Raw genomic sequence first — 12219 nt, forward strand, 5'->3', positions numbered from 1 at the left:
GGCATGCCGTACTCGCCACGGGAGACCGTTCAGAAGACCGGGTTCAGCCTCGACACGCTGCGCTACTACGAGCGGATCGGCCTTCTTGACGGCATCGACCGCACCGCCGGCGGGCAGCGCATGTTCACCGACGACGACCTCGCGTGGCTGGAGGTCCTGCGCTGCCTGCGGGACACAGGCATGCCGATCGCGCGGATGCGTCGGTACGCGGAGCTGGCCCGCGACGGTGACAGCACCTTCGCCGAGCGCGCCGAGCTGCTGGAGGAGCACGACCGGGACATCGAGCGCAAGATCGCCGACCTGCGCGACGAGCAGACGAGGATCAAGGAGAAGATCGGCTGGTACCGCACTGAGCTCGCCCGCTTAGCTCCCGCCGATGCCCAGGCCCCCGCGTGACGGAGAGGTCCACGCCCGCGCCGCCGCAGGCCTGACCAAGGCGCCGACGGTGCACGGACGCGAGCCCTTGGGAAGCGCGACCGCGCGGGCGGGCATCGAGCGATAGCACCTGCGTGGGCGTCGGCCCGGCGGCGAGCATGGTTGCCACCAGACGGGCGTTGACGCGGTGCGCGGATGCCGGGCGGCGGGGTGCGTGGCCGCACCGGCTGGCAGTGGAGCCGGTGGCGGTGCGCCGGTGACGGCGGGACTTGATGCGGTGGCGGTGCGTTGTTGGGCGGTAATGAGTTTGGCTGGGCGCGTGGTCGTGCCGGCAGGCGTTGATGCGGTGGCGGTGCGCGGATGTCGTGTGGGTGAGCGGCGTGGCTGGGCGGGTGTTGCGGTGGTGGCGGTGCGCGGATTTCGTGCGGATGAGGCGGCAGGCCGTATCGGTGGGTATTACGGCAGTGGTGATGCGCGGGTGTTGGTGGGGTGTGTGGTCGCGCCGGTCGTATCGGAGCCGTGGTCGTGCGCGGGTGTCGAAGCAGTGGTGCGTTGTTGGGCGGTTGTGGGCGTGGTCGTGTCGGCGGGTGTTGCAGCGGTGGCGGTGCGCGGGAGTTGGGTCGGAGATGAGCGTGGTCGCGTCGGAGCGTTGGCGGTGCGTTTGCTGGGCGGGTTGTGAGCCGGTCGGGAGCGTGGCCGTGCCGGCGGGCATTGGGGGTCCGTGGTGTCGGTCGGTGAGCGGCATGGTTGATGCGGTGCAGGTGTCGGGCTGGTCGGGAGCTTGGCTGCGCTACCTGGCGTGAGGGCGCGTGGTGTTTGGCTCGCGGGAGCGCTTGTGGCGATCCGGCGAAGGGGAGTTCGCGTCCGGTGATGGCGGCATGCCCCGGTGGCGACGCCGGTGAGCGGATGGCCACGGCGGACCCGGTCGGCTGGTGGGCCTGCCCCGCTTTTTGGCGGACATCTGAGATCAGGAGCCTGTGGGCTCCGGGACCTGGGGTGTGGCCGGGGATCAGCCGGTGCCGCGAGGTCGCTGCTTCGGTGTGGACCGGCCGGGTGATGCTGGTCGGCCCGGGGCCTCGAGGAGGGCGGCGACGCGGTTCTGCCCGGTGGGCTGGGGCTGCGAGCGCTGCGGGGTGCCGATGGCCACGGCGCGCGGGTCGGCGTGGATCTGCGGTGTGGCCGGGATCAGCTGGTGCCGTGGGGACGCTGCGTCGGCGGTGAGCACGTTGCCGCCGGCGGACGTTGACGCGATGCACGGGTGCCGGGCCGACGGGGAGTGATGCTGGTCGGCGCTTGGCGTGGTCGTTGTCGGTGTCACGCTGGGGTTGTGAGCGCTGCGGGGGTGCTGAGGTCCATGGCGCAGCGGATCAGGGTGGCCAGGGCGGGGGAGCGGCTGTGTGGGGGCCAGGCGATCACCGTGGTCACCGTGGGGGCGTCCAGGACGGGGACGGCGACCAGGTCGGGGCGTAGCTGGGAGCGGCAGGAGGACGGCAGGGTGGCGACGACCATGCCGAGGGCGATCAGCTGGTAGAGCTGCGTGCTGTCGCGGACCAGCGGGCCGGGGCCGGGGCCGGGGGCGGGTGAGGCGGGGGAGCCGGGCCAGGTGGGGAACGGCTCGCCGGCCAGGTCGGCGGTCAGCAGGTGGGTGTGGCCGGCGAGGCGGTGGCCGGCGGGTAGGACCGCGACCTGGCCCTCGGTGTGCAGCTCCTCGACGTCGAGGCCGGTCACGTCGTCGAAGGGCAGGTGCAGCAGCGCCACGTCGGCGCGGCCGTCGCGGAGCAGGCGTTCCTGTTCGCCGATGCCGCACAGGAGCACCTCGATGGTGACGGCGGCGGGGGCGGTTGCGGCGTACGCCGAGAGCAGCGCGGGCAGGAGGTCGCCGGCCGCGCCGGACTTCGTGGCGAGCACGAGCTTGGCGGCGGGGTGGCCGGCGCGGCGGGTGCGGCGGTCGGCGGCGGCGACCGCGTCCAGGGCGGCACGGCCCTCACGGAGCAGGACCTCGCCCGCCGCGGTGAGCGCGACCGAGCGGCTGGTGCGCTCCAGGAGGGTGACGCCGAGGCGGCGCTCCAGCTGGCGGATCGCCCGCGACAGCGGCGGCTGGGCGATGCCGAGGCGTGCGGCGGCCCGGCCGAAGTGCAGCTCCTCGGCGACCGCGACGAAGTACGCCAGCTCGCGCGTTTCCATACCGCTACGGTATCGGTCCTGACCCAGACGGTGTTGGCGGCCGGGGCGGGGGCGGACCAGCATCGTGGGTATGACCACTGCAGTAACCGTCGCGCTGGTGACCGGCGCGAACAAGGGGATCGGGTACGAGATCGCGGCGCGGCTCGGGGAGCTCGGGTGGCGTGTCGGGGTCGGGGCCCGCGACGCCGGGCGGCGCGAGGAGGCGGTGGCGAAGCTGCGCGCGGGCGGCGCCGACGCGTTCGGGGTCGCGCTCGACGTCACCGACCAGGCGAGCGTCGACGCGGCCGCGGCGCGACTGGACCAGCTGGACGTGCTCGTCAACAACGCCGGGATCATCGGCGGCACGCCGCAGGTGCCGAGCACCGTCGACCTGGCCGTCGTGCAGGCCGCCGTGGACACCAACGTGTACGGGGTGATCCGCGTGACCAACGCGATGCTCCCGCTGCTGCGCCGGTCCCCGCGGCCGCGGATCGTGAACATGTCGAGCTCCGTCGGCTCGTTCGCGGAGCAGACCGACCCGCAGGGGCCGCTGAGCGGGATGCCGGCGTCGGTGGCGTACGCGCCGTCGAAGGCCTTCCTGAACGCCGTCACCGTCCAGTACGCCAAGGAGCTACGCGACACGGCGATCCTGGTCAACGCCGGCTGCCCCGGCTACTGCGCCACCGACCTGAACCACCACAGCGGCTTCCGGACCCCGGAGCAGGGCGCGGCGATCGCGGTGCACCTCGCGACCCTGCCCGCCGACGGCCCGTCGGGCGGTTTCTTCGACGACGAGGGCCCGGTCCGCTGGTAGAAGCCGGGTAGAAGCCTGGTAGGGACGACGCTACGCGAAGACCGGGTCGCTGCTCGAGATCAGGGCGAGTGAGACCGTGCCGCCCGTGAGGGCGGCGCGGGCGGCGGGACCGCGGTCCGGCAGCTCGGTGAAGGCGCCGGCGCGCAGGGCGTACACGTCGGCGAGCGACTGCCGGCACGGGTAGCCGGCCGGGCACTCGGCGGGTCGACCGAGGACGGTCGCGGTGCCCGAGCAGGCACGCGCGAACTCGTCGAGGCTCGTCACGTGGTACTTGTCGGCGAACGCCTTCGACACGGCGAACACGTCCTGCGCCGCGGCCGGCGACGCGAGGCCGAAGGACAGGCCGAGCTCGCCGCCGCGGTTCCCGGCCGAGGACCGCGACGTCGTCGACGATCGGCAGGTGCAGCTCGGTCACCGCCGCCCGGGACAGCGCCTCCTTGGCCGTGCGTACGCCGTCCCAGAGCTGCCGCCGCTGCCGCAGGTCCTGCGCGGTGGCGGGGTTGCTCAGCCGCTGCCACGCCCCCGGCGCCCGGGCGGCGTGCACCGCGCCGAGGTAGCTGACGACCGCCGCGTCGACGTCCAGCCCGCCGGTCTCCAGGAGGCCCTCGTCGGCCAGGACCGTGAACCCGTCGGCGTCGCGCCGGACGGCCGCCGCGTCGAAGGTGCCGGCGCCGAAGTCGTACACGACGATGCAGCCGCCGACAGGGACCGTGACGCCCTCCGTCGAGGCGAACCAGGCCGCCGCCGCGACCGGCTCCGCCACCAGCCGCACCGGACCCAGCCCCGCGTCCGCGGCCGCGTCGAGCAGGACCTGCCGCCGGCGCGCCCCCCACGTCGCCGGGCATGTCAGCACGGCCTCGGCCGGTGCCGCCCCGGCGACCCGCTCCGCCTCCGCGGCGACCCGCCGCAGCACCGCCGCGACGAGCTCCCGCACGGGCACCTGGACGGGCCCGAGCAGCACGGCCGTGTCGTCGATGCAGCGCTTCGGGTTGGGCTCCAGGCTCTCCGGCCGCACCCCGCCGCCGTGCAGCGCGTCGCGCCCGGCGAGCAGCCGCCCGTCCTGACCGCGGTACACCGCGGACGGCAGCGCCGGGCTCCCGTCGAAGACCAGCGGCCGGACCGACCCGTCGGGCCGGCCGAGCGCGGCCACGGTGTTTGTCGTCCCGAAGTCGACGCCGAGCCGGACCCCAACCCCGCTGACCATCGGGCAATCCTGGACCGCGTGCACGGGCAAGCCCGGCGCCGGTGTGAGCGCGGCGCCGGGCCGGAGGCGGTCGGCATCTCGATCAATTGCTGCACAGCGCGGCAGCACACGCCTTGCGGCCGAACGTAGGGTGCAACGGCTCGGCGACGGACACTATCTTGTCCGCTATGACGGACGAACTCCGGCTTCAGCCGGACGACGGCGGGGAGGAGGTCGAGGCCCTCCGCCGATGGCTGCGGTCCGACGACGACATCCGTTCGTGGACCGTCCAGGCCGAGCACGGCTCGCCCACGCCCGGGTACCTCGGCACCATCACCGATACGTACCGGTGTTGCTGCCGACGACCCGTCGAGGATGGCCTTGATCCTCGCTGACCCGCTCGCCTCGCGCGCCGTGCTCATCGGCGTCGGCGCCTACCACGAGCCCGAGCTGGCAGATCTCTCCGCGGTCGCGAACAACCTCCGGTCGCTCACCGACATCCTGACCGATCCCCTTCGGTGCGGGCTGCCCAGCGAGTCCATCACCGTGGTCTCCGACCCCCGGACACCGGTCGCGGTGGCGCAGGCGGTGGCCAAGGCCGCTGACGAGGCCACCGACGCACTCCTCGTCTACTACGCCGGTCACGGGATGCGGGCCGGACGCCGCCGTGAGCTGTACCTGGCCGTTGCCGAGTCCTCGGTGGAGTTCTCCGACGTGGACTGCCTGCCGTACCAGCGACTGCGGGACACGGTGCTCGACAGCCCCGCCGCGGTGAAGATCGTCATCCTGGACTGTTGCTTCAGCGGGGCTGCGCTGGACGGCATGGGAGGCGGACCGGCCGGGCAGGTCGTCATCGACGGTGCGTACGTGTTGACCGCCACGTCCGCCACCAAGCTGGCGATGGCGCCGGTCGGTGCCGAGCACACGGCGTTCACCGGCGAACTGGTCGGACTGCTCACCGAAGGGCTGCCCGGCGGCGGCGAGTATCTCAGCCTCGACACGGTGTATCACCACGTGTCGCAACGACTGCGCAGCAAGGGTCTGCCGAGGGCGGAGGCCGCCGCACGGAACACCTCCGGCACCTTCACCCTCGCACGCAACGTCGCCGCAACGGCCTCGCCGGCTCCGGAATCCGTCAGCCAACCGTCCATCGTGGACGAGTCGCCGGCCACCGAGGTGGCTCCTGCCCAGACCGCCAAGGTGCCTGCTGCCCCGCCTGCTGCCGAGGTCGCGTGGACGGTCGAACGGGTCGGGCCCGTCGTGCGTGGCATCCGGCGGCCGATTCCTCCGTTGGTAGCGACGCACCAACGCAACACCTGGAAGATCGCCCTGGATGTCAAGTCGCGTGAACCGGCGACCTTCGCTCCTCCGGTCGCCGGCGACACCCTGCTCATGGCGGGCACAGACCATCGACTGTACGGGCTCGACGCGCTGACCGGCGCGGTCCGATGGGCCTTCGCCGAGCCGGAGCGGAGCCTTGTCAGGCCGGTGCTCGTGGCCGGCTCCCGCGTGCTGGTCTGTGACGACGGAGGCCAGGTGCACTGCCTCGACAGCGGCACGGGCGAGCGGCAGTGGCGGCATCCGATCGCCGGACCCGCGGAGCGGACCGCGCTGGTCGCGGACGGTGCCAACGTATATGTGGCCGTCCGCGACGATCTCGCCACGCCCGACCTCACCGCGGTGGATCTGGCGACCGGCGCCGCGCGTTGGCGACACCGCATAGACGCCCGCCTGCCGGTGCTGGCGCCAGGCGGTCACGTCGTGGTGCGTCGGGAGAATCGCGTGGTCAGCCTTGCCGCGGACTCCGGTGAGGACCGCTGGGCGCGAGAGCTCGTCGGGGGGCCGGTCGCGTCGATCGCCGATACCGACGGCGTCGTCGTCGGCACGGATGCCGGACGGGTGGCCAGCCTCGCGCCCGCCTCGGGCGAGATCCGGTGGCAGGTCGTGCCGAAGCCGCGACCACTTCTGCTGCGGTTCGCCAGCGAGATGCCCCTCGAATGGGTCCTTGCCGCCGCCGACGGTGTGGTCGTGGCAGCTCGGCCGGAGGGCAAACGGGTGTACGGACTGGACCGCGAGACCGGCGAGACAGGCTGGTACATGCATGCCAACGGCTGGGGTGGGCCGTTCTCGGCGATCACGATCGCCGGTGGCGCCGCGTATTTCGCCACCCGCGATCTGCATGCGGTCGAAGCAGCGACGGGGCGCGTCCGTTGGACGCTGCGGACCGGCTACTACCCCGGCGCGGTGACCCTGGCCGGTGACATCGCCTGTTTCGGAGTCGGTGAATACCTCTACGCCGTCGACACCGCCACCGGCACGGTGCGCTGGCGGCATCTGGTCGGTAGGTGGCACGCAACGGCGCCGACCCTGACGAACGGCCTGGTCGCCTTCGTCAACGACGCCGCCGCTGCGACCGCGTTGAGACTGTGAGTCCGCGCATCGCGGATTCGGATCGAGGTTGATGCCGTCCGCGCCCAGGATCAGGCCGGCGCCGGCGGTCCGAAGTGCTGCCGCAACTGCCCGCGGCGTGACCAGGCAGGTGTCACTGTCTCCACCTTCACGAGCAACAGTGAGTCCCGTGCCGTTGCGGCCAGCGGATCCCGATCGGGACCCGAGGTCGGTCAGCGTCGCGGGACTCGGCTGCGAGGGGTCAGGGCAGGAGGGCCTGGTTGGTGGAGAAGACGTTGGTCGGGTCGTAGGAGCGCTTGATGCGCAGCAGGCGGTCGCGGTCCGGGGCGGGCCAGTTGGACTGGAGGGCCTCGGGGCCGGCGCCGCCGGAGAAGTTCATGAAGCCGCCCGGCACGGTGGCGTCCGCGGCCGAGGCCAGGACCGCGGCGGTGACGGCGTCGACGGCCGGCACCAGCTCCGGGACGCCCAGGCCGATGACGAAGAGCGAGAAGGCGGCGTCGCGGCCGGGGATCGCGTTCGGGACGGCCGGCGGGCGGGAGAGGGCGCCGCCGAGGTGGCGGAGCTCGACCATGATGAGCGGGACGTCGACCTGCGGGCCGGCGGTGGCGAGCAGGCCCTCGACGGTGGCCGCGGTCAGGTCGCCGAGGAGGGCGCCGCCCTCGCGGGTGGGCGTGGGGTCGACCGGGTCCTGGTGGATGGAGTCGACGGCCTGGTAGGGCATCTCGCCGACGCCGCCGAGCAGGACCGGGGCGGCGGCGAGCATGGGAGCGAGCAGCTCCGACGCGGTGTCGGTGTCGCCGAGGTACGCCACCCGCAGGTGCACCACGAACGCCCCGCGCAGCGGCTCGGGCAGCTGCGGCAGCGGGGGGAGGCGGAGCATGGCGAGGGACGTGTTCATCCGCTCGGGCAGGATCGGCGCCCACGCGCGGTAGGCGTGCAGGACCTCGGCGGCGTGGGTGGCCGGGAAGTAGAAGCCGCCGCCGGTCAGCGACGGCACGTCGAAGAGGTCGAACTCGATGGCGGTGACGATGCCGAAGTTGCCCTTGCCGCCGCGGACGGCCCAGAAGAGGTCGCTCTCGTGGTCGGCGTCGACGGTGCGGGCGACGCCGTCGGCGGTGACGATCTCGACGGAGCGGACGTGGTCGGCGGCGAAGCCGAAGGTGCGGCCAAGCGGGCCGAGTCCGCCGCCGAGCGTGTAGCCGACGACGCCGACCTGCGACGAGGAGCCGCTCAGCGGGGCGAGGCCGTGCGGGGCGGCCGCCTCGATGACCTGCGACCAGCGGACGCCGGCCGCGGCGCGGGCGCGCTTGCCGGCGGCGTCGACGGTGAGCGACTGCATGCGGCTGGTGGTGATGAGGACGCAGTCGACGGCGGGGCGGACGGCGCCGTGGCCGGTGGCCTGGACGGCGACGGGCAGGCCGTGGCGGCCGGCCCAGCTGACCGCCGCGGCGACGTCGGCCGTGCTGGTGGCGCCGACGGCGACGGCTGGTCGGTGCGGGTTCGCCACGTTCCAGGCGAAGATCTCCTCCGCGAAGCCGTCGTCGGAGGGCAGGAGCACGGGGCCGTCGACGGCGGCGGCGAGGTCGGCGAAGGACAGGTCGGTCGATGCAGTCATCAGAGGTTCCTCAGGGTTCGGGGCGCGTGCAGCGGCGCCACGGACCACGGTGCACGACAGCGCTTGGCCGCCGGTTAAGCACCACTTAAACGCGCGACTTGAGCGATACTTGCGGCCTCAAGATGGGCGGCGCCGAGCCGGCGGTGCGCCTCCAGGGCCAGCGTGGCGTGCGCGACACTCTCGTCCGGGCGGCCGAGGCGCTCCGCGAGCTCGGCGAGGGCGTAGCGCATCGAGCCCCAGGTGGCGCAGCCGGTCCCGACCGTGGACCACTGGTCGGCGAAGGGAAGGATCTCTTCGTACAGCTCGGCGCAGGGCGGCAGGTCGAGCCGCGCCGCCACGAGCGCCCACTGGAACGCCACGAGGTTCCAGCACCACAGCATCTCCCGCCGCGTGCCCCACCGGTCGACGAGCCGCCGGGCGAGGTCCTCGTCGCCGGACTCGCAGGCGGCCAGGACCGCGGTCGGGCGCAGCAGCTCCAGGTGCGGCTCGTCGGCGCGGCGGACCAGCTCGTCGAGCAGCTCGCCGGGCCTGCCCTGGAAGCGCCGGCTGGTGTACAGCATGGCCAGCCGGATCCAGTTGGTGCCCCACAGGCTGGTGTGCGCCTGCAGGGCGAACGCCTCGCCGACGAGCCGCTCGCCGTCGTCCCAGCGGCCGTCGAGCATCGCCCGGCCGGCCCGCGCGTACCGGACCTGCGCGGCGAGGACCCCGGTGCGCAGCTCCTCGCCGAGGTGGACGGCACGGGCCAGGTCGGTCTCGAAACCGGCGACGTCGCCGGCGGTCACGGCGTTCATCATGCGGTGCAGCCGGCCGGTGAGCTCCACGGTGCGCGGCAGCCCGTCGATGGCGAGCAGCTCGTCGACGGCGGCCCGGCGCAGCCGCTCGGCCTGCGGGACCAGGGCGACGTTCCAGAGGTTGTTGAGGGTGCGGGCGAGGAGCTCCGCGTCGCCGGTGCGCCTGGCGAGCGCCACGGCTTCAGCGGCGTGCGCCTCCCCGGCCGGCCGGTCCTCGCTGTGGTACAGCTCGACCGCCAGGGTGCCGAGGAGGACGGCCCGGCGCCGCGGGTCGGTGTCGCCGAGGCGGGCGAGCTGGTCGCGGAGGATGCCGATCATCCGCTCGTCGACGACCAGGTAGGGCCGCCACGTCCACAGCGTGACCCCGCCGAAGAGCGTGGCCGCGTCCATCGTGAGGTCGTCGTCGCCGAGCTGCCGGGCGAGGGTGAGCGCCTCGTCGAGGACGGCGCGGGTGCCGGCGAGGTCCCCGCCCGCGCGGCGCGCGGCACCCAGCTGGACGAGCAGCCGGCACCGGTCGGCGGCCGCGCCCGGGCGGGTCGGGTCCAGCGCGCCGAGAGCCGCCTCCAGGTAGGCGGCGGCCTCGTCGTACGCCAGCTGCGCCATCGACAGGTCGGCGGCCCGCCGCGCGTAGCCGACGGCCCGCTCCGCGCCGCCGAGCCGCGCCGCCATGGTGAAGTGGTGCACGAGCCGGCCGAGCAGCGCGGGATCGTCGGGCCGGTCGAACGCCTCGAGGGCCTCGCCGACCCGCAGGTGCAGGCGGGAGCGTTGCAGCCGGGTGAGCGCGCCGTAGAGGGTGTCGCGGACGATCGCGTGCGAGAACCGGTAGTCCCAGGTGCCGGGCACCTCGGTGAGCAGCCCCGCGACCACCGCGGGTTCCAGGGCGCTCATCACCTGTTCGTTCTCGGCGTCGGTGCCGGCCTCCAGCAGGACCAGCTCGACGTCGCGCCCGATGACCGCCGCCGTGCGCAGCATCGCCTGGGTCGCCTCCGGCAGCCGCGACACGCGCCGGCCGACGACGTCGCGGACCCCTTCTGGCACGTCGAGGTCGGCGACGGCCTGCGCGGTGCCCCAGCCGCCGGGGTGCTCGCTGGTGAGCAGCCGCAGCAACTCCTTCAGGTAGAACGGGTTGCCGCCGGTGCGCTCCAGCAGCGCCACGACGACCTCGCCGGGCGCGTCGCCGCCCGCGCTGTCGTGGAGGTACGCGGCGACGTCACCCGCCGTGAACGAGCCGAGCCGGATCCGGTCGGCGCCGCGCTCGTTCGCCAGCAGCGCGAGGGTCTCCCGCAGCGCGGGGTCGCCGTCGGCGACGTCCGGGCGCATCGTGCCCAGCAGCAGGATCGGCCGCCGGTGCAGGGCGGGCGCCAGGTGCGCGAGCAGCTGCAGCGACGACGCGTCGGCGACGTGCAGGTCGTCGACGACGAGCAGCAGCGGCTGCCCGGCGGCGCACTCCGACAGCGTCTCGGCGACCGCCTCGTGCAGGTGGAACAGGGCGGTGCCGGGCTCCTCGGCCCGCCATCCGCTCTCGCCGCGCCCGGCGAGCACGTCGAGCAGGTGCCGCCGGCCGTCGGTGTCGGGCAGCGCCCGCAGGATCTGCGCCCACGGCCAGAACGCGGGGGTCGCGCTCGCCTCGACGCACCGGCTCCACGCGACCCGCAGCCCGTGCCCTTCGGCGAGGGCGGCGGCCCGCTCGGCGAGCAGCGTCTTGCCGAGCCCGGCCTCGCCGACGACGAGGACGACGCCGCCCTGGCCCGCGGCCGCCTGGGCGAGCCGCTCGTCGAGGTGCCGCTCCTCCCGCCCCCTGCCGACGAGCACGGTCCCCGGCGGGCGCTCGGCCACCTGCACGGCGGCGCCGGGCAACGTCTGCATCAAAGCGCCCGGCGGCGCCTGCGCCGCGCTGCCGGGCGGCGCCTGCATCACGCCGCCGGGCGGCGCCTGCATCACGCCGCCGGGCGGCGCCTGCATCACGCCGCCGGGCGGCGCCTGCATCACGCCGCCGGGCGGCGCCTTCACCACGGCGCTGGGTGGCGCCTGTAAGGCGGCGCGGGGCGGCGCCGCGAAACCGGGGCTGCCGGCGGAGGGGGTGAGCGCCGGGTCGTGGCGGAGGATGGCCGCCTCCAGGTCGCGCAGGTGCGGGCCGGGCGGCAGGCCGAGCTCCTCGTCGAGGACCGTCCTCGCCCGCCGGAACGCGGCGAGCGCGTCGGCCTGGCGGCCGTCGCGGTACAGGGCGAGCATCAGCTGCCCCCAGGGCCGTTCGCGGAACGGGTGCCGGTCCAGCAGCGCCACGGACGCCGCTGCCGCCGCCGCGTGCCGCCCGGTGGCGAGGTGGACGTCGACGAGGTCCTCGACGGCGCCGTCGTGCACCTCGCCGAGCTGCGCGGCGACCGCCGCCGCGAACTCCTCGTCGGCGAAGTCGGCCAGCGGCCCGCCCCGCCACTCCCGCAGGGCCGCGGTGAGCAGGGTCTCGGCCTCGGCGTACGCGCCGGCCGCGAGCTGCGCCCGGCCGTCCTCGGCGCCGCGGGTGAAGCGGGCCGCGTCGACCTGCCCGGCGTCGATCGCGAGGAGGTACCCGGGATCCCGGGTCACCAGCACCGACGGCGGGGTCCGCGGCGGGCGGTCCGGCTCGAGGACGCGCCGCAGCTGCGAGATGTACACCTGCAGCGTGCTGGTCGCGCTCGACGGCGCCTCGCCGGTCCACAGCCCGTTGATGATCCGGTCCAGCGACACGACCCGGCCGGGGTCGAGCAGCAGCAGCGCGAGGACGGCCCGCTGCTTGCGCGCGCCGAGGTCCAGCGGCGCGCCGCCGGGCGGCTGGACCTCCAGCGGGCCCAGGATCCGGAAGTCGAGCCGCGTCACGGTCGCCACGCTATCC

Annotated in this window: 9 protein-coding genes and 1 pseudogene; 4 read left to right on the forward strand and 6 right to left on the reverse strand. The window is 74.5% G+C overall.

Annotation, left to right across the window (positions count from 1 at the left end):
• Positions 1 to 3: 3 nt before the first annotated feature.
• Positions 4 to 396 carry a MerR family transcriptional regulator gene (locus ABD332_RS00900; protein ID WP_344498423.1) on the forward strand — a complete coding sequence of 131 codons (393 nt, stop codon included), beginning with the start codon at positions 4 to 6 and terminating at the stop codon, positions 394 to 396.
• Positions 397 to 1384: 988 nt separating this feature from the next.
• Here the strand turns inward: ABD332_RS00900 and ABD332_RS00905 are convergent.
• Together ABD332_RS00905 and ABD332_RS00910 are read right to left on the reverse strand one after the other, a co-directional pair.
• Entirely contained in the window at positions 1385 to 1693 is a 309-nt protein-coding gene (locus ABD332_RS00905) for a hypothetical protein (RefSeq protein ID WP_344498425.1), read from the reverse strand.
• Positions 1690 to 2559, reverse strand: coding sequence for a LysR family transcriptional regulator (locus ABD332_RS00910; RefSeq protein ID WP_344498427.1), 870 nt, complete (start codon positions 2557 to 2559; stop codon positions 1690 to 1692). Before ABD332_RS00910 ends, ABD332_RS00905 begins: the two co-directional genes overlap by 4 nt.
• A gap of 70 nt (positions 2560 to 2629) precedes the next feature.
• Here ABD332_RS00910 and ABD332_RS00915 point away from each other — a divergent pair, with 70 nt between their 5' ends.
• On the forward strand, positions 2630 to 3352 hold the full coding sequence (locus ABD332_RS00915; RefSeq protein WP_344498429.1) for an SDR family oxidoreductase: 723 nt from the start codon (positions 2630 to 2632) through the stop codon (positions 3350 to 3352).
• A gap of 30 nt (positions 3353 to 3382) precedes the next feature.
• Here ABD332_RS00915 and ABD332_RS00920 read toward each other — a convergent pair whose 3' ends face one another.
• Together ABD332_RS00920 and ABD332_RS59985 are read right to left on the reverse strand one after the other, a co-directional pair.
• Positions 3383 to 3694: a glycine betaine ABC transporter substrate-binding protein gene (locus ABD332_RS00920; RefSeq protein WP_344500662.1), complete on the reverse strand. Its 312-nt coding sequence runs from the start codon at positions 3692 to 3694 to the stop codon at positions 3383 to 3385.
• Positions 3695 to 3803: 109 nt separating this feature from the next.
• Positions 3804 to 4556: pseudogene (locus ABD332_RS59985) on the reverse strand (Hsp70 family protein); the annotation flags it as partial.
• A gap of 167 nt (positions 4557 to 4723) precedes the next feature.
• Here ABD332_RS59985 and ABD332_RS00930 point away from each other — a divergent pair.
• Positions 4724 to 4930, forward strand: coding sequence for an effector-associated constant component EACC1 (locus tag ABD332_RS00930; protein ID WP_344498433.1), 207 nt, complete (start codon positions 4724 to 4726; stop codon positions 4928 to 4930).
• The gene (locus tag ABD332_RS00935; protein WP_344498435.1) at positions 4917 to 6965 is read left to right on the forward strand and encodes a caspase, EACC1-associated type; all 2049 of its coding nucleotides are present in this window, start codon (positions 4917 to 4919) and stop codon (positions 6963 to 6965) included. Before ABD332_RS00930 ends, ABD332_RS00935 begins: the two co-directional genes overlap by 14 nt.
• Positions 6966 to 7185: 220 nt before the next feature.
• Here the strand turns inward: ABD332_RS00935 and ABD332_RS00940 are convergent, their stop codons facing one another.
• Both ABD332_RS00940 and ABD332_RS00945 read right to left on the reverse strand, forming a co-directional pair.
• Entirely contained in the window at positions 7186 to 8559 is a 1374-nt protein-coding gene (locus ABD332_RS00940) for an FAD-binding oxidoreductase (protein WP_344498437.1), read from the reverse strand.
• 74 nt (positions 8560 to 8633) lie between these two features.
• The gene (locus tag ABD332_RS00945; RefSeq protein WP_344498439.1) at positions 8634 to 12203 is read right to left on the reverse strand and encodes an ATP-binding protein; all 3570 of its coding nucleotides are present in this window, start codon (positions 12201 to 12203) and stop codon (positions 8634 to 8636) included.
• Positions 12204 to 12219 lie beyond the last annotated feature (16 nt).

The sequence above is a fragment of the Dactylosporangium maewongense genome, from assembly GCF_039531485.1.
GTDB lineage: Bacteria > Actinomycetota > Actinomycetes > Mycobacteriales > Micromonosporaceae > Dactylosporangium > Dactylosporangium maewongense.

What these genes read in the sequence shown, in the direction of transcription:
- ABD332_RS00900 (WP_344498423.1), top strand. Translation starts at nt 4, where the DNA reads ATGCCGTACTCGCCACGGGAGACCGTTCAGAAGACCGGGTTCAGCCTC.
- ABD332_RS00915 (WP_344498429.1), top strand. Translation starts at nt 2,630, where the DNA reads ATGACCACTGCAGTAACCGTCGCGCTGGTGACCGGCGCGAACAAGGGG.
- ABD332_RS00910 (WP_344498427.1), bottom strand. Translation starts at nt 2,559, where the DNA reads ATGGAAACGCGCGAGCTGGCGTACTTCGTCGCGGTCGCCGAGGAGCTG.
- ABD332_RS00940 (WP_344498437.1), bottom strand. Translation starts at nt 8,559, where the DNA reads ATGACTGCATCGACCGACCTGTCCTTCGCCGACCTCGCCGCCGCCGTC.
- ABD332_RS00930 (WP_344498433.1), top strand. Translation starts at nt 4,724, where the DNA reads ATGACGGACGAACTCCGGCTTCAGCCGGACGACGGCGGGGAGGAGGTC.